Origin of the sequence: Brevundimonas sp. NPDC046655 (assembly GCF_044901625.1) — a bacterium.
Classification (GTDB): Bacteria; Pseudomonadota; Alphaproteobacteria; order Caulobacterales; family Caulobacteraceae; genus Brevundimonas.
Genome location: NZ_JBJDPV010000005.1, coordinates 161,766 through 181,989 on the forward strand (window position 1 = coordinate 161,766; position 20,224 = coordinate 181,989).

The 20,224-nt window shown below is 68.1% G+C and carries 19 protein-coding genes; 7 read left to right on the forward strand and 12 right to left on the reverse strand.

Translation table 11 applies throughout. The annotated features are described in order from the left end of the window. The first annotated feature begins 37 nt into the window (after nucleotides 1–37). From ACI2KI_RS14345 to ACI2KI_RS14355, 3 genes are read left to right on the forward strand one after another with little or no spacing between them, the layout of a single operon-like run. Nucleotides 38–664: a prepilin-type N-terminal cleavage/methylation domain-containing protein gene (locus tag ACI2KI_RS14345; protein ID WP_404621127.1), complete on the forward strand. Its 627-nt coding sequence runs from the start codon at nucleotides 38–40 to the stop codon at nucleotides 662–664. Beyond that, nucleotides 651–1,694 carry a general secretion pathway protein GspK gene (locus ACI2KI_RS14350; protein ID WP_404621129.1) on the forward strand — a complete coding sequence of 348 codons (1,044 nt, stop codon included), beginning with the start codon at nucleotides 651–653 and terminating at the stop codon, nucleotides 1,692–1,694. Before ACI2KI_RS14345 ends, ACI2KI_RS14350 begins: the two co-directional genes overlap by 14 nt. Next, nucleotides 1,663–2,748, forward strand: coding sequence for a hypothetical protein (locus ACI2KI_RS14355; protein ID WP_404621131.1), 1,086 nt, complete (start codon nucleotides 1,663–1,665; stop codon nucleotides 2,746–2,748). Before ACI2KI_RS14350 ends, ACI2KI_RS14355 begins: the two co-directional genes overlap by 32 nt. 10 nt (nucleotides 2,749–2,758) lie before the next feature. Here ACI2KI_RS14355 and ACI2KI_RS14360 read toward each other — a convergent pair whose 3' ends face one another. Beyond that, nucleotides 2,759–3,196 (reverse strand): Tfp pilus assembly protein FimT/FimU, encoded by a 438-nt coding sequence (locus tag ACI2KI_RS14360; RefSeq protein ID WP_404621133.1) that lies wholly within the window; start codon nucleotides 3,194–3,196, stop codon nucleotides 2,759–2,761. 4 nt (nucleotides 3,197–3,200) lie between these two features. Next, the gene (gene gspG / locus ACI2KI_RS14365) at nucleotides 3,201–3,713 is read right to left on the reverse strand and encodes a type II secretion system major pseudopilin GspG (protein WP_404621134.1); all 513 of its coding nucleotides are present in this window, start codon (nucleotides 3,711–3,713) and stop codon (nucleotides 3,201–3,203) included. A 92-nt stretch (nucleotides 3,714–3,805) separates the two neighbouring features. On the opposite strand from gspG, the gene ACI2KI_RS14370 reads away from it, so the two are divergent. The 3 genes from ACI2KI_RS14370 to ACI2KI_RS14380 are packed head-to-tail and all read left to right on the forward strand — an operon-like array spanning nucleotide 3,806 to nucleotide 7,328. Beyond that, nucleotides 3,806–4,486 carry a hypothetical protein gene (locus ACI2KI_RS14370; protein ID WP_404621135.1) on the forward strand — a complete coding sequence of 227 codons (681 nt, stop codon included), beginning with the start codon at nucleotides 3,806–3,808 and terminating at the stop codon, nucleotides 4,484–4,486. Beyond that, a complete protein-coding gene (locus ACI2KI_RS14375) occupies nucleotides 4,483–4,950 on the forward strand; it encodes a hypothetical protein (RefSeq protein ID WP_404621137.1) in 468 nt (155 codons plus the stop codon). The genes ACI2KI_RS14370 and ACI2KI_RS14375 overlap by 4 nt, the downstream gene beginning before the upstream one ends. Before the next feature lie 17 nt (nucleotides 4,951–4,967). Next, nucleotides 4,968–7,328 (forward strand): secretin N-terminal domain-containing protein, encoded by a 2,361-nt coding sequence (locus ACI2KI_RS14380; protein ID WP_404621139.1) that lies wholly within the window; start codon nucleotides 4,968–4,970, stop codon nucleotides 7,326–7,328. Nucleotides 7,329–7,332: 4 nt separating this feature from the next. On the opposite strand, the gene ACI2KI_RS14385 is transcribed toward ACI2KI_RS14380, so the two are convergent. The 7 genes from ACI2KI_RS14385 to ACI2KI_RS14415 all read right to left on the reverse strand — a co-directional run bounded on the left by ACI2KI_RS14385 (nucleotide 7,333) and on the right by ACI2KI_RS14415 (nucleotide 15,005). Further along, complete coding sequence (locus ACI2KI_RS14385; RefSeq protein ID WP_404621141.1) at nucleotides 7,333–7,758, reverse strand: prepilin-type N-terminal cleavage/methylation domain-containing protein; 426 nt, start codon at nucleotides 7,756–7,758, stop codon at nucleotides 7,333–7,335. Continuing rightward, nucleotides 7,758–8,966, reverse strand: coding sequence for a type II secretion system F family protein (locus tag ACI2KI_RS14390; RefSeq protein WP_404621143.1), 1,209 nt, complete (start codon nucleotides 8,964–8,966; stop codon nucleotides 7,758–7,760). The genes ACI2KI_RS14385 and ACI2KI_RS14390 overlap by 1 nt, the downstream gene beginning before the upstream one ends. After that, nucleotides 8,967–9,644 (reverse strand): methyltransferase, encoded by a 678-nt coding sequence (locus ACI2KI_RS14395; RefSeq protein WP_404621145.1) that lies wholly within the window; start codon nucleotides 9,642–9,644, stop codon nucleotides 8,967–8,969. Then, the gene (locus tag ACI2KI_RS14400; RefSeq protein ID WP_404621147.1) at nucleotides 9,634–11,382 is read right to left on the reverse strand and encodes a GspE/PulE family protein; all 1,749 of its coding nucleotides are present in this window, start codon (nucleotides 11,380–11,382) and stop codon (nucleotides 9,634–9,636) included. Before ACI2KI_RS14400 ends, ACI2KI_RS14395 begins: the two co-directional genes overlap by 11 nt. A 39-nt stretch (nucleotides 11,383–11,421) precedes the next feature. Beyond that, nucleotides 11,422–11,682, reverse strand: a complete 261-nt coding sequence (locus ACI2KI_RS14405; RefSeq protein ID WP_404621149.1) for a hypothetical protein — start codon at nucleotides 11,680–11,682, stop codon at nucleotides 11,422–11,424. A gap of 114 nt (nucleotides 11,683–11,796) precedes the next feature. After that, nucleotides 11,797–13,206 carry a hypothetical protein gene (locus ACI2KI_RS14410; RefSeq protein WP_404621151.1) on the reverse strand — a complete coding sequence of 470 codons (1,410 nt, stop codon included), beginning with the start codon at nucleotides 13,204–13,206 and terminating at the stop codon, nucleotides 11,797–11,799. 227 nt (nucleotides 13,207–13,433) lie between these two features. Beyond that, on the reverse strand, nucleotides 13,434–15,005 hold the full coding sequence (locus ACI2KI_RS14415) for a class I SAM-dependent methyltransferase (RefSeq protein WP_404621153.1): 1,572 nt from the start codon (nucleotides 15,003–15,005) through the stop codon (nucleotides 13,434–13,436). Nucleotides 15,006–15,098: 93 nt separating this feature from the next. Here ACI2KI_RS14415 and ACI2KI_RS14420 point away from each other — a divergent pair, with 93 nt between their 5' ends. Then, on the forward strand, nucleotides 15,099–15,818 hold the full coding sequence (locus ACI2KI_RS14420; protein ID WP_404621155.1) for an SAM-dependent methyltransferase: 720 nt from the start codon (nucleotides 15,099–15,101) through the stop codon (nucleotides 15,816–15,818). 18 nt (nucleotides 15,819–15,836) lie between these two features. Here ACI2KI_RS14420 and rfbA read toward each other — a convergent pair whose 3' ends face one another. Genes rfbA through ACI2KI_RS14435 form a run of 3 tightly spaced genes read right to left on the reverse strand, consistent with a single transcriptional unit; the run spans nucleotide 15,837 to nucleotide 20,091 of the window. After that, entirely contained in the window at nucleotides 15,837–16,709 is an 873-nt protein-coding gene (rfbA, locus tag ACI2KI_RS14425; protein WP_404621157.1) for a glucose-1-phosphate thymidylyltransferase RfbA, read from the reverse strand. Then, nucleotides 16,706–17,605: a dTDP-4-dehydrorhamnose reductase gene (rfbD, locus tag ACI2KI_RS14430; protein ID WP_404621159.1), complete on the reverse strand. Its 900-nt coding sequence runs from the start codon at nucleotides 17,603–17,605 to the stop codon at nucleotides 16,706–16,708. Before rfbD ends, rfbA begins: the two co-directional genes overlap by 4 nt. Further along, nucleotides 17,602–20,091: a glycosyltransferase family 2 protein gene (locus ACI2KI_RS14435; RefSeq protein WP_404621161.1), complete on the reverse strand. Its 2,490-nt coding sequence runs from the start codon at nucleotides 20,089–20,091 to the stop codon at nucleotides 17,602–17,604. The genes rfbD and ACI2KI_RS14435 overlap by 4 nt, the downstream gene beginning before the upstream one ends. Nucleotides 20,092–20,224: the final 133 nt, after the last annotated feature.

The window sequence follows — 20,224 nt, forward strand, 5'->3', positions numbered from 1 at the left end:
TGGCAGGCGCGCCGCGAAGCCCTATCAAGGTCCTGTGATGCAGACCGCCCGCCGCGCCGGCTTTTCCCTGATCGAAGCCCTGGTCGTCCTGGCGATCGGCGGCATGGCGCTGGCCGTCATCTTCTCGATCGGCATCAAGGCCGGAGACACGGGCTTCGCCCTGGGCCGACGGGCCATGTCCGTCGCCGACGCCGACGTGGCGATCAGCGACTTTCGGGCCATCATCCGCAGCCTCAGCCTGCGCCCCCCCGCCTCCATCGTCGCGGGGGTGGACCTGCCTATCCTCGCCGAGCCGAACCGCCTGGAGGCCGACGCCGTCATGGAGCGCGCCACCGGCTGCGCGCCCCAGGGCTGGGCCGGACGCCTGACCCTGACCATCGAAACGCAAGGGGCGGAGCGCGTCGTCATGTGCCAGGCCGGGGCGCGCAAGACGCCGATCCTGACCCTGCCGCGCGGATCGGCGGCCGCCGCCTTCTCCTATTCCCCCGACGGCGCGACCTGGAGCCCGTCGTTCGAAACACCCCGCGACGCGCCGATCAACATGGAGAACTTCCGCAGCCAGAGCCTGTGGGTGCGGCTGAACGGCGGGCCCAAGATGGATGTCGTGGATCTGGTCTATTCCGGCCAGCCAGCCCTGTGGATGCGGCCCAGTGCGGAGTTCTAGAACCCTGCGCCGCGACGGCTTCGCCCTGCCCGCCGTTCTGGCGGTGACGGGAGTGGTGACGCTGATCTTTCTGGTGGCGATCACTGCGCTCGCCAGCCTGACGGCGGAAGCGGCGTCGGCCCGGGCGCGAGTGCGCTTCCTGCAACGCGCCCTGACCGCCGAGGCGACCCTGTCCTATATGGCCGCGACCGAGCCGATGCGGGCGTACGGCTTTGCGATCAACGACGCGCGCGGCTTCATGGACCTGGCCCAGACCGAGCCGCCGCCCAACCTGTCCGGCGCGGAGGTCCAGCCTGTTCGCCTGGACGGTCGCCCCTTCCTGATGGAGGTCGACGGCCCCTTGGTCGTGCGGATGCGCGACGAGGCGGGGATGATCAACATGGCCCTGCTCTACGGCCAGCCCTACGAGCGGCTGATGGAACGGCTCGGCGTCGACGCCGGGCAGCGCCAGGAAATGATCGCCCGCTATCAGGACTATGTCGACACCGACGATCTGAAGCAGCCGAACGGGGCCGAACGGGGCGACTATCCCGACGGGGGCCCCGCCAATCGCCGCCTGATGCGGCCGGCCGAATGGCTGTCGATCCTCGGCGCGCGCGAGGCGGTGAACAAGAAGGCCTGGCGCGAGCTGCGCGACGACCTGGCCGCCGATCCCATGTCCGCCGCCGTCAACGTCAACACCGCCAGCTCCAATGTGCTCGGCATCCTGTTCGGCATGAGCGAGGATCAGGCCCAGGCGTTGATCCGCGCTCGAGAGCAGGCGCCGCTGATGTCCGCCACCGACATCGCCAATGTGACCGGGATGCCCTTCGGGGAGGATTTCGAGCGCATCTACACCTATCCGGCGGGCGTGACCGTGATCACCATCCGCGACACCCGGTCGGCCTGGACCTATCGGGCGCGGTTATCGCTGACGCCTTCCGGCCTTGAGCAACCGCTCTGGATCGATCAGACTGAACTGACAGAGGCCCCCCGCCGGGCCGTGGCCGACACATCCGATGCAACTCGACTTCCTTACACCCCGCGTTGAGCGGCTGGGCGCCGACGGCGCGATCGACGTCGTTCACCCGGGCGGCGCCCTGGGCCGCGCCCTGCGTCGGCCGGTCCTGCTGCTGGCGCGCGACCTGTGCGCCTTCGCCCTGTTCCAGACCGCCGCCCTGCCGCGCGGTCGGCGGCGTCAGGCCGCCGTCCTGCACGCGCGTGTGGCCGCGCCCTATGTCCGCTCGGGCTCGGCGCTGAGCAAGGCCGGCGACGACTTCGGCGTCTGGTGGTGGGACGCCGATCGCGTCGAGGCCATGCTGGCGACCAGCGCAAACGCGCCCGCCCGCCCGCTCGTCAGCCCCGAGACCCTGGCCCAGCCGCGCGGCGAAGGCTGGCGCATCGTTAGACTGAAGGCGGGCTATGAGGCCCAGCTCTGGCGCGGCAAGGCCTTGCTGGCCTCGGCCTGGCGTCGCGAGCGCTATGACGTCGCCGCCTGGTCGGCCTTCGTGCGCTTGCAGCGCCAGGCCGAGGCCGCGCCCGAGAACCCGCCCGCCCCGGCCGACCTGCCCATCGCCTTCGACAACCCCGACGCCTTCGCCCTGGCGCCGGTCGAGTTGACGCGCGAGCAGACGGCCTTGCTGGTCGGCGGCGGCGCGGCCTTCGCCTCGCTCTGCTTCGGCGCCTTCCTGTTCGGTCAGGGCTATCAGATTTCCAAGGATGCGGATCAGGTCGAGATCAAGACCGAGGAAATCCGCGCCGCCACGCCACGGGCAGCCGCCGTCCGCAACCTGGACGCCAGCCAGAAGAAGCTGATCGCCTATCGGCACATCGAGGAACAGACCAGCCCGCTGAGCGCCGCCGGCGCCGCCATCGGCATCCTGGCGCTCCATGAGCTGACGCCCACGTCATTGAACGCCGAGGTCGAGACCCTCAGCTTCACCCTGCCCTATGTGGCCATCGACAAGGTCGCCCCCCTGGTGGAGGAGTTGGAGAGTTCGGGCTATTTCCACGACGTCCAGCCGCGCACCGACGGCACGGCCCAGACCCTGACGCTGGAGATGAAGGTGCGCGAAGCGGCTCCGCCGCTGACGCCCGAGCTTTAGGACCCGAGCCCTAGGACGCGGCGCGGCCCGGGGCCGTGGCCGCCTGCAGCCGAATGAAGCGGCACGTCCCGTCGTCCGTGCGCAGCGTCATGACCACGCGATCCTGATTGATCAGATTGGCGCTGACGGTCGAGCACCCGCCGCCCTCGGCGATGTCCAGGGCCGGGGCCAGCGTATAACGCCAGGGCGCGCGGAGTTCGAGCAGACGGTCCCCATCGCTTTTCGGCATGGAGGGATCGACGATCCGCACCGGCTCGCCCGTGCGGTTCGCCTCGCGACGCAGGTCCGACACCTGACGCTGGAACTCGAAGAAGACCGCGTGCGACGTGGTCTGGTCCAGCATTCGCGCCGTGGACGGCATGATGATGGCCGTGCTCAGGGCGAAGATCGCCAGCACCACCAGCACCTCGATCAGGGTGTAGCCGCCCCGGACGGGCCGGGACGGCAAGGAATCAGCGCGCCTGATCGGAGCTGACATCGGCGTTGACGCCCTGGCCGCCCTCTGCGCCGTCTGCGCCGTAGCTGATGACGCGGGCCCGGTTGTCGGGAGCCACATCGCCCGAGGCCGGAGCGGCGGGCGCCACGTAGATGTAGGGCCGCGCCCACGGATCGGACGGCAGTTCCTTGTCCAGATAGGGGCCGGACCAGCCAGGGACGGCTTCGGCATTGGCCTGCATCAGCAGGGCCAGGCCCTCCTGCTCGGTCGGCAGACGGCCGATGTCCAGACGCATGGTTTCGAGCGCGGCTTCCAGCGACCGGATCTGCAGACGCGCGGTCTGGGTCTTGGACTTGTCCAGTTGCGCGAACAGACGCGGGCCGACGACCGCCGCGATCAGGGCGATGATCGACAAGACGACGAGGATCTCGAGCAGGCTGTAGCCCTCGCGGGACTTACGGCCACGCTGATGCGACGAGGCCACGATCAGCGAAAAACGGTGACGGAGACGGGAACGGCCGCAATGCATCAAACGATCGCCTTGGATTTCTAAGCTGTTATGGGCTTTTAACGGTTGCTATAGCTCAGGGCTCTTGGGGGGTCGATGCGAAATGCAGGCCCATGCGCCGCAACACTGAAACGGGACGCGTCTTGCAGGGCTTCTTCGCTGACATGGTCGCTTCGACGCGCGCGTCGATCCAGACGCTGAAGGACCGGCTGCGCGCCACCACCATGCGCGAGCGCATCCTGTTGGGCGGACTGGTGCTGGGCGCCGCCGTCTATGCACCCGTGGCCGCGCTGGACTGGCGCACCGCCCAGGCCGACCGCTACATCGACGCCCTGTCTGAACAGTCGACCGCGCGCCTGACCGCCAACGCCGCGCGCCGCGTCGCCGCCGGCGCCGCCGATCGCCTGGCCCTCGAAGACATGAACGGCTGGGGCTTCGAAGCGGCCAACCCCGCCGTGGCCCAGGTGCTGATCGAGCAGCGCCTGCTGGAGACCGCGACCGCCACCGGCCTGCCCAACCCGCGCATCACCACCAACGCCAAGGTCGAGGCTGTCGGCCCGACCCGGTGGCTGGAGGCCGAGGTCCAGTCGGACCTGCGCTGGGGTCCGACCTTCGCCTTCCTCGACAAGTTGGGCGAGTGGCCGGAAGGCTTCCGCGTCACGGCCTTCCGCTATGAGGTCACGCCGCCCAATCCGCTCCTGGTCGGCACGCCCGACGCGCCCCCGCCCAGCGGCAAGCTGCGCATCGGCCTGGCCTTCCCCGTGAAGATCGCCAATGCGGGAGCCGCCTCATGAAGCGCCTTCTGTGGCTGGCGCCGCCGCTGGTGCTCGCGGCGGCCTTCCTGACGGGCGCCGCCTATCCCGGCCTTCCGGAAGAACCGCCCGCCGTGGTGCGCGGCCAGTCGGCGCGCTCCGGCCCGGTCGTCCGCCCCGGCGAGAGCGCCGTGGGCGCCGTGGCCTTCCTGAAGACCTTGCGGTCAGACCCACCGCCCCCGCCGCCGCCTCCGCCCCCGCCGCCGCCTCCCCCGCCGCCGCCCCCGCCCGACGTGGCGGTGACCTTCAAGGCGGCCCTGCGCGGCGTGGAACGCGACCCGGCGACCGGACAGCACGGCGCCCTGGTCAGTGACGCCTCGGGCGGGGTCTCGCTCATTCCGGTCGGCGGACGCTACGGCGACGGCTGGCGCATCAGAAATATTTCGGCGGAAGCCGTGACCCTGGCCAAGGGACGCGAGACGCGCGTCATCCGGGTGTTCGGTTGAGTATCGAGGAGAATGGCATGACGAACCTGACCGCGGGTCCCTCCGCCTTCCGGCGTCCGGCCGCGACCGTTCTGCGTCGCGCGGGCCTGCGCGCCGCCGCCTGCCTGGGCCCCATGGCGGTGCTGGCCGGCTGCGCCGCCTTCCCCGAGATGAACACCATGGTGTCGCGCCCCGACGCCCCGGTCGAAGGCGCGTCGCAGGACGGCCTCATCGGCGGCGGCGTCAATGTGGATCGCGGCGCGCGCGGTCCGGCCAGCATCACCTCCACGACCATTCCCGGCGCCGCCGCTCCGGCCGGCCCGACCCGTCAGCCGGCCACGCCCGAGCAGATCGCGGCCCTGGTGCCGGACGAGATGGTGGACGCCAACCTGTCGCCCCAGGCCATCCCGCAGTTCGCCGCCACCGTCTTCGGCGGCGTGCTCAAGGTGCCCTTCACCCTGGCTCCCGACGTCGCTTCCCGCACCGAGGTCATCGCCGGCGGCAGCGGCGGCCCGATCAGCAAGCGCGCCCTGTTCGCCCTGACGCAACAGGCGCTGAAGCAGTACGGGATCGAGGTCTATGCCGACGGCGGCTTCGTCACCGTCGGCGCCGCGCCGCAGGGCACGGGCGTCGAGGTCAACCGCAACCGCACGCCTTCCAGCTCGGCCGGTCGAGTGGTGCAGTTCTATACGGTCCAGACCATCGAGGTGAACGCCCTGCAGAGCCTGCTGCAGGATCTCTACCCCAACCTGGCCGGCGCCCGGATTACGCCCGACCAGTTGAACAACAGCCTCATCATCTCCGGCTCCGGCCGCGAAGTGGCCCAGGTGGTCCGCGCCCTGCGCGAGATCGACCAGCCGCGCTTCGCCGGCGCCGAGGTGCTGCGCATCGAGCCTTCGTTCTGGGCCACCGACGCCCTGGCCGGGGCGCTGGAGCAGGTGCTGACGACCGAGGGTTATGTGGTCTCGCGTCAGGCCCCGGCGGGACGCGCCCTGGTCATCCTGTCCTTCCCCACCGCCAACCAGATCCTGATCTTCGGGCGCGATCCCGAACTTCTCGCCCGCGCCCGACACTGGGCCGAGACCCTGGACCAGCCCGCAGCCCTCGGCGACAAGACTTCAACCTTCGTCTATCAGGTCAAGAACACCGACGCCGCCTCCCTGGGTCAGATGGCCATGGGTCAGGCGCCGACCACGGCTCAACCCCGCGCCCCTGTCGGCGTCCCCGGCACCCCGGCGGTTCAGATCGCAGGCGCCAACGGCGGCGCGGCTCAGAGCAACGCCAACGGGCAAGGCTCCGCCCCGCCGATCGGCCAGGGCGGCCAGTTCATGAACGGCCGGGTTCTGACCGACCCGGTCGGCAACCGCATCATCTTCACCGGCACGGCGACCGAGTTCGCCCAGCTTCGCGGCCTGCTGACGACGCTGGACACGCCGGCGCCCCAGGTGGTGATCGAGGTCATGATCGCCGAGGTCACCCTGACCGACAACACCAGCCTGGGCGTCCAGTTGTTCGGTACGGAAACGCGCGGCGACGGCGTCCTCAGCGGCGGCACCGAGGGCATTGAACTCGGCGGCGGCGGATTGTTGATGAGCTTCATCGGTCCGGAGTTCCGCGCGCGCCTGAACGCCCAGGCGTCGAACAACCGCGTCAACATCCTGCAGCGGCCGCAATTGGTCGCCCGCAGCGGCGGCACGGCCCGCTTCCAGGTCGGCTCCGACGTGCCGATCATCACCTCGCAACGCGCGGCCAACACCCAGGTGGGCGGCGACAGCGACATCCTGCAGAGCGTCCAGTATCGCCAGACCGGCGTGATCCTGGATCTGCAGCCCGTGGTCTATGGCGACCGGGTCGACATCACCATCAGCCAGGAAATCTCGGAAGTCGGCAAGTCGACCAACGCGGCCATCGCCAGCCCGCCGATCCTGAACCGCAGCCTGACCACCCAGATCGCCATCACCGACGGCTGGACCGGCGTTCTGGGCGGCCTGATCAGCAACAACTACAGCAAGGTCAACGACGGCATTCCTTTCCTGAAGGACGTTCCGCTGGTGGGGTCGGCCTTCCAAAGCAATTCGGTGACGGGCGCCCGCACCGAACTTCTGATCCTGATCACGCCGCACATCCTGCGCGGCGATGAGGACATGGCCGACTACGCCGAGCGCTACGCCAGCGACATGAACGCCGCCTTCCGCACCGGTCGCGGCTGGTCCTATACGCTGACGCCGTTCAACGTCGGCTTCGGCGTGCGCGGCGTGGGCTTCGACCTGCCAGCGCCGAACCGTCCCTCAGATCGCCGCGCCGCCGAGAAACCGGCTGGAGCGGCCCCTGCCCCCCCGTCGCCCGCCGCACCTGACGTCACGGTCACGCCCCCTGCGGCCGAACCGGCCGCCGACTGAGGGCCTAGCCCTCGAAGGTCTGCAGCCGCCGCCATCCCAGGCGGTCGAACACGAGAGGCGCGGGGGGACGCCCCTGCGCCCGTTCGACCCCGACCGTGACCTGATAGAGTTGCACCTCGAAGGCGCCGTCGCCCGCCGGGAAGCCCGCGTTGACGCGGCGCTCGCTCTTGGGTTCGGCCGACCAGACAATCGTATCCCCGCCGGGCAGTTCGATCCGCCCCTGCGGCTGCTGCATGGGATTGAGGTTGCGCGTCAGGGCCAGGGCGTTCTCCTGCGCCGCCACCTGTTCGACGGCCAGGGCCGCGCGCTGCTGGCTGCGGGCCATCTGAATCTGCAGCTCGAAGATGGCTATCAGGGTCATCGAGGCGATGGCCAGGGCCACAAGCGCCTCGATCAGGCTGAAGCCGTCGCGGCCCCGCATTGTCGTCATCAGACGACGCCTTCGTAAACGCTCGACAGGGCCAGAACCAGCGACAGGGCCACGAAGCCGACGACGATGGAGATGATGCCGATGGCCATGGGCTCCAGCAGGGCCGTCATCCGCTTCATCCGGTCGCGCAGCCTTGCCTCGTAGTTGTCGGCCATGAAGCCGAACATGGCGCCGATGGCCCCCGATTTCTGACCCGCGCGCAGCAGGCTGAGATCCATGGCTTCCAGCCGGGTGTGCGCGCCGAGCGAGGCGTCCAGCGTCATGCCGGCGCGCAGGTCGCTGTCCAGAAGGTCCAGCCCCTGACGGAAGGGGCCGATAGGCACCGCCGCCCGCGCCAGGGCCGCCGCCGACAACAGGGGCACGCCGTTGTTCAAGGCAAAGGCCGTCAGTCGCGCCCAGGACGCGATCTCGCGCGACTGGATGACGTCGCCGACGACGGGAAGACCATGAGCGACGGTATAGGCCCGCTCGCGGAAAGCCTTGTTGGTGACGATGAAGAAGATCGCGCCGACCAGCAGCAGCGCCGCAACCCCGACCACGCCCAGGTTGGCGTTGGCGAACTCCCCCGCCTCAAGCACCCAGCGCGACATGGCGGGGATGTTCTCGCGGTCGTCCCCGATCATGGTGGCGAAGCGCGGCACGACCTGGGTGAAGATGAAGCCGATGGCGGCCACGCCCGCGAAGCCGAGGAAGCCCGGATAGGTCATGGCGTTGGCGAAGTCACGCTGCAGCCGGTCCTCATAGGCCATCTGCTCGGCGGCCTCTTTCAGCACGTCGGCGATGCGGCCCGAGGCCTCGCCGACGCGAGCCATGGCGTACACATAGTCGGGGAAGCCGGGAACGTGTTCCTCCAGAGCGTCGCCCAGCGAATCGCCGCGCCGCAGGGCGCCGATCGCGGCCTGGAATTGACGCTTGCCCTTGCGGGCCTGCATCCCCTGGGCGACCGTATCCAGCGCCTCCAGCAGGGAGACGCCGGCCTCCAGCATCAGCGCCATCTGGCGCAGCACCAGCACCCGCTCGCCGGTTTTCAGGCCCCGCTCTCGGCCCTCGGCCTTGGCGGCGGCGGCCGGCTTGATGCGCACCACGGTCAGGCCGTCGGCGGCCAGGCGGCGCATGGCCACGGCCTCGTCGGCGGCGCCGATCAGCCCCTTGACCATCCGCCCGTCGCGACCGGCGGCCTCATACTGGAAGGTCAGTTGGTCGGTCATCTACAGCTTGCGGAAACAGGCCATGCGCTGACCGCGCGGGTGGTCCCACTCCCCGATCGGCTCGAAGACCCACTGGGTCGGATCCACCGTCCAGACCAGATCGCTCAGGCGGTAGTGATAGGGGTCCTGATAGTCGTAGGTGGTGATCCCGCCGCCCGGCTGGGCCAGGGGGGCGAACAGGTCCTGACCGTCCAGGCACTCGAAATAGGTGGCGAAGAAGCGCCCGCCCGACGCCATATGCGGCGCCAGATTGTGCAGGCAGCGACGCAGATGGTTCAGCGGCAGATGGGTGAAGACCGACTGGGCGATGGCGAAATCCATCGGTCGGGTCAGGAAGTCGAAGCTGAAGTCGTCGTTGACGCCGAAATGGCTCCAGGGCGTCTTGGCGCGGCCAGCTTGATCCAGTTCCTGCTCATAGCCGGCACGGATCAGGGATTCGTTCAGGTCCGAGCCGAAATAACGCTCGGCGTCGAGATAGGCGACGGCCCGCGCCCCGAGGCGCAGCGATCCACAGCCGACGTCGAGCAGGCGGTGATGCGGCTGCATCCCCTGGGCGATCAGGAAACGCATCTGCAGATCGCCGATCTCGTCCCACAGGCCGCCGATGATCTCGCGGTGACGGCCGTCGCGCACGCCGTCGCCGACGGCGTCCTGATCGTAATAGCCGCTATGGGACACTGGACGCTCCTTCGGCTCCGGCGATTCGATAGACTTCGGACAGGGCCGTCTCGCCGCGTCGCGCCTTCAGGAAGCCGTCGTCGGCGAAGCTGAGGAAGCCCTCGCTGCGGGCGGCGGCGGTCAGCTGATCCTCGTCGGCCGAGGCGCGCATCCCGGCGATGATGGCTGGCGACATGGGGGCCAGTTCATAGACGCCGACGCGGCCGCGGAAGCCGCTCTGGCCGCACTTGGCGCACCCGACCGGCTCGCGCCAGGCGGCGGGCTCGCGCGTGGCGACGGCGCGCAGGTGGGCCGGGATGGCCATCTCGTGGATCTTGGCCTCGGCGGCGGTCGAGGGACGAGCGCAGTCGCCGCACAGGCGACGGATCAGGCGCTGCCCCGCCACGCCGCGCATGACGTCGGCCAGCAGATAGTCCTCGATGCCCAGATCCAGCAGACGCGGAATGGCGGCCAGGGCGGTATTGGTGTGGACGGTCGAGATGACCATGTGGCCGGTCAGGGCGGCCTGGACGGCGATTCGCGCCGTCTCCGGGTCGCGGATTTCACCGATCATGATCACATCAGGGTCCTGGCGCAGGATGGAGCGCAGGCCGGCGGCGAAGGTCAGCCCGATCTCGGAGCGCACCCGCACCTGGATGACGCCGGGCAGGTCCAGCTCCACCGGGTCTTCGACCGTGATGATCTTGCGCTCGCCGTCGTTCAGGTGGGTCAGCAGGCGATAGATGGTGGTGGTCTTGCCCGAGCCGGTCGGGCCGGTGATCAGGAAGACGCCGTTGGGGTGTTCGGCCAGACGCAGGAAGCCGGCTTCCTGCTCGGGGCTGACACCCAGTTCGGACAGCTGCGGCAGGCGGCTGGTCTTGCCCAGCAGACGCAGGACGATGGACTCGCCCCACGAGCACGGCAGGGTCGAGACGCGCAGATCGACTTCCTGCCCCGAGACGCGGATCGACTGGCGGCCGTCCTGCGGCAGGCGGCGCTCGCCGATATCCATGCCGCTGAGCAGCTTGATGCGCGAACAGACGGCGTCGAAGTTGGAGCGCGGGGCGCTACGGGCGGTGGTCAGGACGCCGTCGATCCGCATACGGACCAGGAAGCGGTCCTCATAGGGTTCGACGTGGACATCGGAGGCGCGCCGCGTCAGGGCCTCGGCGAAGACGGCGTTGACGAAGTCGATGGTCGGCGCTTCCTGCGCCAGTTCGCGCAGGCGGGCCGCGTCGGCGCCGGCCCCGCCGGAGCCCATATCGAGCGCAGGGGCGTGGTCGCGGCTGAGATCTTCGGTGAGGGCCTCGATCAGCGAGCGCTGGGCCAGCAGGAAGACGACAGGCTCCGCGGTCGCCTGACTGATTCGCTCGGCCAGGGCCGGGTCCATCGGCTGGACGGCGGCGCAGAGGATGCGCGAAGCCCCCTCTTCGCCCTCGCGCCAGGCCACGGCCTCGCGTTCGGCCCACCAGCCCAGTGGCGAGCGAATCTCGTCGAGGAAGGTCGAGATGCGTTCCGGCGCGGGCCCGTCCTCGGGCAGCAGGACCGCCAGGCCCAACTGCTCGGAAAGGACGTCGAGAAGCTGGGCTTCGGACAGGGCGCCGAGACGCACCAGGTTGAGCCCGATCAGGCCGCCGTTCTGCGCCTGCAGCGACAGGGCGTTAGCGATGTCGGCGGGGCGCACCAACCCGCGCTCGACCAGCACCTCGCCGAGGCGGCGCGGAGCGGGACTGAGATGAGCGGCGGCGGTCTGGCTCACGCGGGGATGCTCCGACGACGGAAGGGCGCGGCGAGCGCCTTAGCCCTGAAGCTCGGGGATCAGGCCCAGAACGACCGGACGCATGTTGGTGGCGGCAGGCGCCATCATGCGCAGGAGGTTGATCGTATTTCCGGCCGCGCCGCCCAGGTTGAAGGTCGCGTTGTTGAACCGGCAGTTGTCGAAACGCGGCGGGACGCCGCCGTCGTAGTTCAACAGGGCGTCGGTGAAGTCGATGTTGATGAAGTCGTTGTCGTCCAGCGTCACGGCGCCGGTCAGGGTTTGATCTTTGAATTCGGCCACGGCGCTCTCCGACGCAAAACAGGTCCGAGTGATAGCCGCTGAACCGGCTGTGGCGCAAAAGAAAAGGGGAGGGCGTGAGCCCTCCCCTTCCCTGTCTGAGTAGATCAGTCGGTCTTAGTTGACCGGCTCGGAGTTGCCCGTGCCAGCCGTACGGCCCAGCGAGACTTCCGACAGAGCGCCGTTGACGGTGCTCTGGACGAAGCGACGGACGATCAGGTTCTGCGGCTGACCTTCGACGGTGACGCGGATGTCGCCGCGGCCGAAGTCGGCGCCCAGAGCCGTCTGGAGCGAGGCCGAGGTCAGGACCAACTCACCGCCCTTGGCGATCGAGGCGGCGACCGGCACCAGGCCGGTGCTGGCGGGAACGCCCGTCGAGCTGGTCAGCAGTTCGACCGAGACAGCGCCGGTGGCAGCGCCGGTGTTGGCGATGCGGACGACGGTGTTGCTGGTCGAAGTGGTCGACAGGGTGCCCGAAGCAACCCACGGCAGCAGGTAGGACGAACCTTCGCGGGTGATCGACTGGATCGCGGCCGGGCCGAAAGTACCCGGAGCCGTGTAACCCGAAGCCAGAGTCAGATCGGCCTGGACAGTGTAGGCCGAACCCTTGATGGCGTACGGAGCAGTTTGCGGTGCGACCGGCGCCTTGATAGCAGCCTCGATGTCATAGGTGCCAGCAACGCCGTTCGTAGCGTCGGTGAAGGACACCACGCCCGACGAGTTGACAGCATCGCCATCGACCAGAACGTCGACAGTCGACAGGTCGCCCTTAACCGTGAACTTAACGCTCACGACGTCCGTGGCGGACGACGCTGCGGCGGCGGCGTGAATGCCGTTATAAGCACCCGTAGCCACGACCTCGGCGGTGCCGAGGGCCGTATCGCCAACGAACGACTTGAAGCCGTCGCTCAGCTTGGCAGCCGTCAACACGTCATCAGCTTCGAACTCGACGTCGAAAGCCTTGGCGAACGAAATCAGGTTCTTGGCGGGAACGGTGCTGGTGGCGGCGACGAAGGTCGAAGCCTTGCCGCCGTCGATCGCCGTGCCGGCTTCCGTCGTCAGATTGGTTTCGACGTTAACGGCCGAGGTCGAGGTCAGCTGGACCGGGATCAGCAGGTTCAGCGGGGCAGTGTTCGTGCAACCGCCCAATTCCGAAACCAGGAAGGTGACGCTGCTGGTGCTGGCGCCGCCGCCCGACGACACGACGGCCGTCGGAGCGCAAGCGCCGGTGTTCTTGATCACAGCAGCGGCCGTCACGGCATCGCCAAACTTGGCGCCGCCGGTGAGCGTCACCGTCAGGATAGCGTTGCCCGAGGGCAGGATGCCGCCAGTCGAAGGCGTCAGGGCCAGGCCGACCTTACCTTTGGACGAGGTCGAGTCCAGCGTCACTTCCGAAGCGACGACATGGTTTGCCTTTACGGTTGCACCAGTCAGAGCGGGAGCGTTGGTGAGCGTGCCAGCGTTGGCGGCACCAGCCACCGCGAGAGTCGTCAGCGCAGCAGCGCCGAGCAGGGTTTGTTTCTTCATGGGATCCCCCAAAAGGTCCAAAAACAGCCAGATTGCAGTCAAGAGGCGAAATCAGCTGACCGCATTACGCTGCCCGCCTGCTCCTCAGACCATCGCTTATTGAACGGCGAAGAGGGCGTAGTCAACTACCACGCGAGGTTTGAATTGCATGAGGTTTGTGGAAGAGGTCGAATCGACGATTTCCAAAACCTTTGTTGCGCATTTGCAACCGAAAGGTAAAGCTTTGTTCACTTTTTGTGGCGCGCTTTGGGCGAAGAGATGGCGAACGTCGCTCCGACAGCCTGTAAAAGGGGCGATTTTTCCTTAAGGAAGACTTCCGCCCTCGCATAAAGCTCTGCCTTATTGCCTTCTATTGTTTCAATCGCCTGACCATCTTTCAGAACCACTCGCCCTTCAGCGTTTAAAATCGACCAAACCTCCTCGGCCACAGCCTCTGCCGCTACCGCCCCGCGCTCGACAGCATCCGCGATCAGTTGGGTCACCCGGTCCATAATGATAGCCCCCCCCACCACGGCGGAGGCCGCATAGGGCAATTCCTCGCCCTGACGTACCCGCGCCAGAATCGCCGCGTTCATGCGTGCAGCGCCCGCCCTAGCCGCCTCCTCCGTGGCCGAGGTTTGAGCTGCAGCTATAAAGTTCGCCGCCAACAGGACGATCACCGCCTGAAGAACCTGGAGGGGAGCGACACCGACCGGCGTCACCGCCGCTTGAATTTCACCGATGGTGTGAGGTCGGTGGTCCGACAGAATATCCAGAATCGGCCTATAGACCTCTTCCTGTAGCGTGATCTGACGTCCATTCAGTTCGATCGCCATCGTGACGCTTTCGACCGGCGCGACCAGGGCGATCCGCTGCTCTGTCAACATCTGCATCCGGCTTCGAGGGGACGGCGTCTCGCCCCCCTTGATCCAGATATCCTTGCGAAACTGCTGATTGACGATGAAGTCGCGCACCCCCTGGGTGAGAAGGTCAGTCGGCGCGGCGTCGATCAGCGCCTTCTGTTCCGGCGTCATCCAGATTTCATCCAGCATGTCACTATAGTTGGCCGAACAGGCGAAGCTGAGCTTGGCAGCTGACAGCATGTCCGCGACCTCACTGAAATACATCGGCTTCCAGTCGCGGTTAAAGTACTCATGCGCTAGATAGCGACGGTCGAGCCCCTTCATCTGGGCGAAGCGCTGAGCGACCTGAGGATTGGACGCCAGATAGGCAGGTTCTACGGCCAAAAGCGCCTCGACGTGAGCAAGCGCCGCTTCAACCTTGTCCTCAGTAGCCAGGCCCGGTGCCGACAAGGTGGTGGCGTGCTCCGCCATAAGTTGCCGCAACGGCATGGCAGCGGCCCATCCCGGCAGAGTATTGTAGCTGATATAGACCACGCCACCGACGCGCAGCTTGCGGCGGATGAAGTCGACGATCAGGGCGCGGTTCTCGTCCGAGATCCAACTCCAGACGCCATGCAGGCCGATGTAGTCGAAATCGGGAAGATCGTCGCGGGCGAAGAACTCGGCGAAGCTTTCGTCGGTCAGTTGCGCCTTGGAGCCCGCCGCCTCGGCCAGACCTGCAGCGAAGGCCGCGTGCGACGGGTTAAAGTCATTGCCGTACCATTCGACGTTCGGCTGGGCCGCCGCGTGCATATTGACCGAAACACCCTGACCGAAACCCAGTTCGCATGCGGTGCGGATACGCGGCGGGGCGTAGCCGGCGTTCAGCAGGGCTATCGGCAGACGAGCCGGATTGAGTTCCGGATAATACTGGCTGCTATAGCCGATGTCGGCCACATAGCCTGCGGTCCAGTCCATTCGATCGCTCCCCTCACGTCGTTTGCATCCCAGCCGTTACCCGCTAAGGCAGCCGTTGAAAACAGCAACGGCCCGGCCGGAGATGGAAAACCGATGAACGTGCGCGACTTCAGCAATGAGCAGGCCCTGGAACTGTCAGCCGGCGCCGGCCACTATCGCAGCTTCGTCGGTCCGGCCTATCGCTACGACCTGCTGGGCGGATCGCAGTTCTCGCTGCTGTTCCTGCTGGGGCTGCGCGAGCATCACAAGCTGCTGGACTTCGGCTGCGGATCGCTGCGGCTGGGACGGATGGCCATCCCCTATCTCGCCGCCGGCAAGTATTTCGGCGTGGAGCCCGAGGCCTGGCTGATCGCCGACGGCCTGGCGCGCGAGATCGGCCGCGAGGTCCAGGAGGTCAAGCGCCCCCGCTTCGATTACAACACCGACTATCGCACCGATGTTTTCGGCGAGCGCTTCGACTTCATCGTCGCCCAGTCCATCTTCTCGCACACCGGCGACGAGGCGACGCGCAAGGCGCTGCATTCCTTCGCCGGATCGCTGAACGACACCGGCCTGATCGTCGCCAACTGGCTGATCGGCGAAGAGACGGCGGAGTTGGCGCCGGAGACCTGCGGCTGGGTCTATCCGGAATGCGTGCCCTTCGCACAGGCGCGTGTAGAGCGCCTGGCCGCCGAGGCCGGCCTGGCGGTGCGCTTCTGCCCCTGGCCGCATGGCGGAGGCCTGAGCTGGTTCGTGCTGGCGCGCTCGGCCGATGTCCTGCCGTCGGAAGACGAGCTGGCGCGCCTGGCCGTGCCGCCGCTGGAACGGCCCTGAGACTTGCGGGGGGCGGACCTAGAGCCCGCCCTCGACCAGGCCGCGCAGATAGCGGCCGTAGTCATTGCCCCCCATCGTCGTCGCCAGCCGCTCCAACTGGCCGGCGTCGATGAAGCCCTGACGCCAGGCGATCTCTTCGGGACAGGCGATCTTGACGCCCTGGCGCTGCTCCAGGGTGCGCACGAACTGGGCCGCGTCGATCAGGCTGTCGGGGGCGCCGGTGTCCAGCCAGGCGTAGCCCCGCCCCATGCGCTCGACCGACAGCTGTCCGCGCTCCAGATAGGCGCGGTTGACGTCGGTGATCTCCAGCTCGCCCCGCGCCGAGGGCCTCAGGTTCGCGGCGATGTCGACCACCTGCTCGTCATAGACATAGAGGCCGGTCACGGCCCAGTTGGAGCGAGGCTGCGCCGGCTTTTCCTCAAGCGAGCGCGCCTGCCCCTCCGCGTCGAACTCGACCACGCCGTAACGGCCCGGATCATTGACGTGATAGGCGAAGACGGTCGCGCCAGAAGGCCGTGCGAAGGCGGCTGCGAACAGGTCGGTCGCGCCGTGGCCGTAGAAGATGTTGTCGCCCAGGATCAGGGCCGACGGCCCGCCCGCGACGAAATCCGCCCCGATGACATAGGCCTGGGCCAGACCCTCGGGCCGGGCCTGCTCGGCATAGGTGATCGAGACGCCCCACTGGCCGCCGTCGCCCAGCAGGGACTCGAAGGCGGGCCGGTCATGCGGCGTCGTGATCAGCAGGATGTCGCGCACCCCGGCCAGCATCAGGGTGGTCAGCGGGTAGTAGATCAGCGGCTTGTCATAGACCGGCATCAACTGCTTGGAGACAGCGATGGTCATGGGGTGCAGGCGCGAGCCCGTGCCGCCCGCCAGAATGATCCCCTTCATTTGTTCGCCCCCGCGCTCTGCGCCGCCCAGTCGGCGATCCGCTCCCGCCAGCCCGGCAGGACCATTCCAAAGTCGCGCGCGAAGGCGGCGCTATCAAGCCGGGAATCCTGAGGACGTCGCGCCGCACAGGGCCATTCGGATGTCGCGATGGCCGCCACGTGCGGCGGCGTCTGGCCGCCCAGACGCGCCCAGGCTTCAACCGCCGCCTCGGCGATCTCATGCCAGGTCGCCGCTTCCGCGCCCGCCACATGATAGAGCCGCTGCGGCGCCGCCCCCCGCGTCAGCCATTCAGCCGCGACGACGATGGCCCGCGCCAGATCGTTCACGTCGGTGGGGCTGCCGGTCTGGTCGGCGACGACGCGCAGATCCTGCCCCGTGGCCGCGCGCTTCAGGATGGCGTCGACGAAGGAGCCACCCTGCCCGCCCAGAAGCCAGGCGGTGCGCAGCACCAGGGCCTGCGGGTGCTGGTCGAGCACCTGTCGTTCGCCCTCCAGCTTGCTGGCCCCATAGAGGTTCAGAGGCGCGGCCGCGTCCGCCTCGATATAGGGACGGCCCAGCCGACCGTCGAAGACGAAGTCGGTCGAGACATGGATCAGATCGGCGCCCGTCTCGGCGGCGGCCTCGGCCAGACGGCCCGCCCCCGCCGCATTGACCGCGAAGGCGGCCTCCCCTTCGCTCTCGGCCAGATCGACCCCGGTGAAGGCGGCGGCGTTGACGATCAGGGCGGGGCGATGCGCCTCAACCCAAGCCATGACCGCCTCGACATTCGTGATGTCCAACTCGGCGCGACCGACCGCGACCGGACGCCAGCCCTGCGGCCAGGCCGCCTGCATGAGGGCGCGCGCCAGACGGCCCCGCCCGCCGGTGATCAGCACCCGACCCGCGTCGGAGCTCACGGCAGAGGCCGAAGTCGGGTGAAGGGCCGCGCCTCGCGGTCGAAACGCCGATTGTAGAAGGGATCGGCGCCGAACTGGGCGCCCCAGCGGCTCCACAGAAGCCGGCCCGAGGCTTCGGCCACCTTCAGCTTCTCGCCGTCGCGGCTGAAGCCACGCGTCTTGGACTCCAGATGATAGAGGGCGACATGGGGGTCGTAGAGCACCTTCAGACCCTGGCTCTGGGCCCGCATGCACAGGTCCACATCATTGCCCTCGACGGGGAAGTGGGCGGCGTCGAACCCGCCGAGCGCCTTGAACTTTTTCGCCTCGATCGCCAGGCAAGCGCCGGTCACGGCCACCGTCCGGCGCAACAGGGCGTGACGCCCCAGGTAGCCGGGATCGCTGGAGGCCGCCCCGACCCCGTCGTGGATCAGGAAGTTGGCCTCGCGCTCGCGCGCCACGAAGCCCGCGTGCTGGATCGTGCCGTCGGCGTAGAGCAGACGCGCGCCGACGCAGGCCACATCCGGCCGCTCGGCCTGAGCGGCCATCTCGTCCTGCCAGTCGCGACTGATCACCACCGTGTCGTTGTTGAGGAAGACCAGGACCTCGCCGCGCGCCTGCTCCACCGCCAGATTGTTCATCAGGGCGAAGTTGAAGCGGCCTTCGTAGCGGACAATGCGCGCCAGGCCCCCGGCGCTCAGTTCGGCCAGATAGGCCCGGGTCGCCGGATCGTCGCTCTCGTGGTCGATGACGATCAGATCCAGCCCGGTCTGATTTTCGGCAGCGGCGGCCAGGACGCTGTCCAGACAGGGCTTGAGCAGGTCCAGCGCGTTGCGCGTGGGGACGATCACGCTGACCGTCTTGCTGGTCGGCCGGCGCTTGATCCGCGCGGCCCCGGCAACGGTCGCGCCGAACGGATCATCGGCCGCGAGGACCGAGACGGACGGATCGGACGCGAGCGCGGCGCGGACCGTTTCGACCCATGCGCCGTCGGTCGGCGCCGACTGGCGGCTCGAGAACAGGATCGCGGACGCCTGACCGATCCGCTTGCCCTCCAGCGCAAGGCGCAGGACCGCCGCGGCCTCGTCGCCACGGCTCGACGGCGCGTCTTCGCCGTGCCGGAAGGCGACGCAGGCGCCGACGTAGGGCGTCTGGCACAGAAGGTCGAGATCGAAGGCCGGTCGCAACTGCGGCGTGTGCCGACGGGCAGTGGTCGCCTCACCCCCTTCCTCGAGATGATCGGCGTCCGCATAGACCGCCGCCACCTCGGGATCGGCGAAGACGCCCGCGAAAACCGAAAGCGCTTCGGGCGCCAGAACGCCGCTCGCCGGCAGGCTCAGACAGAGGTCGAAAGGCGTCGCCGGAGCGTCAGGGTCGAAGGCCGCGATCCGATCGACCGGCCGTCCCGTCCAGGCCAGGCGCGTGCGCAGCGAATTCAGATGTTGAAGACCGTGTTCATCCAGGCCGCGCACCTCCAGCATCCAGTCGTCATGAGTCTGGGCCAGGACCGCCATGACAGCGTCCTCGACCTCGAAGGCGTCGGCTCCATCGGCATGAAGACGCACAAGAACATGCGCGCTCTGGCCGCTTGCCAGCGGGCCGGCATCGGTCGTGCGCCCATAGGTTTCGGCGTAGCCGGCGTAATCCTGCAGCGGATAGCTCAATCGGGTGACCACCTGCGGAAGGGTGTTCTGAATCCGGTCCAGCGCCTCCCGCAGACTGCGTAGTTCAAGCGTCAGGGCGTCATAGGATTCCGGGCTGGACGGGGGGGCGGCGTGCTCGCCCGCCGTCAGGCGTCGCCCCGTCTCGGCGTCGCGTATCTCGACAAAGCGCCCGCCCGCCGCCAGCCGATCGCCGACAGGCAGACGGAACCCGGCCCGCCCTTCGCCGCCGAACCGGTCCTGCAGCTCTCGCCGAACCAGATCGCCCTCGCCGGCCGAGACGAAGCGTCCGTCGATCCAGACTTCGATCCTCAAGGGCTGATCGGGCGCGCCGCGATCCATCGCCCACCCCTCGACCCAGTCCCAGCCGATGTTCTCGATCTGCGCCTGACGTCGGAACTGGGCCGCGTTCTCGACCAGGTAGTTCAAACCGTCCCAGGCCTCGGGCCAGAAGGGGCGCGTGGAGCTCAGGCCGACGACTTCCTGGAACACCGGATCGGCGAAAATGGCAAGATAGAGCGTCGGCCAATAGTCCGCCCTTTCGATAACCAGGGCGGTTTCCGCCGAGACCGGCATGCGCGCGCGTCCCCAGCTCCGCACCTGTTCCGGCACGTCCCCGGCGTAGAAGTCGGTGTCCGGAGGGCGACGCTCGGAAAGCGGGATCAGAACCCGATCGCGGAACTCGGGGCCTTCGAAGAACACGCTCAGCAGGAAGGGCAGCTCGTGCGCCATGAAACCTTCGATGGCGGCCGGGTCGGCGGGGCGCCCCAGCGCCAGACCGTACAGCCCTTCGATGTCCTCACGTGTCACCGCGCCGGATTGGTCTTGCTGAATCTCGCTCTCCATCGTCTGACGCCTTGTTCCCGCGAAGCGCCCCGCTTAGCATCGGCACGGCTTCAGCGGGAACCTCCTTCTGCCGCACACCGACCTTGAAACCGCCGGATCGCGCGCCTCCCTTGGCGCCAGGACCAGACCTTAG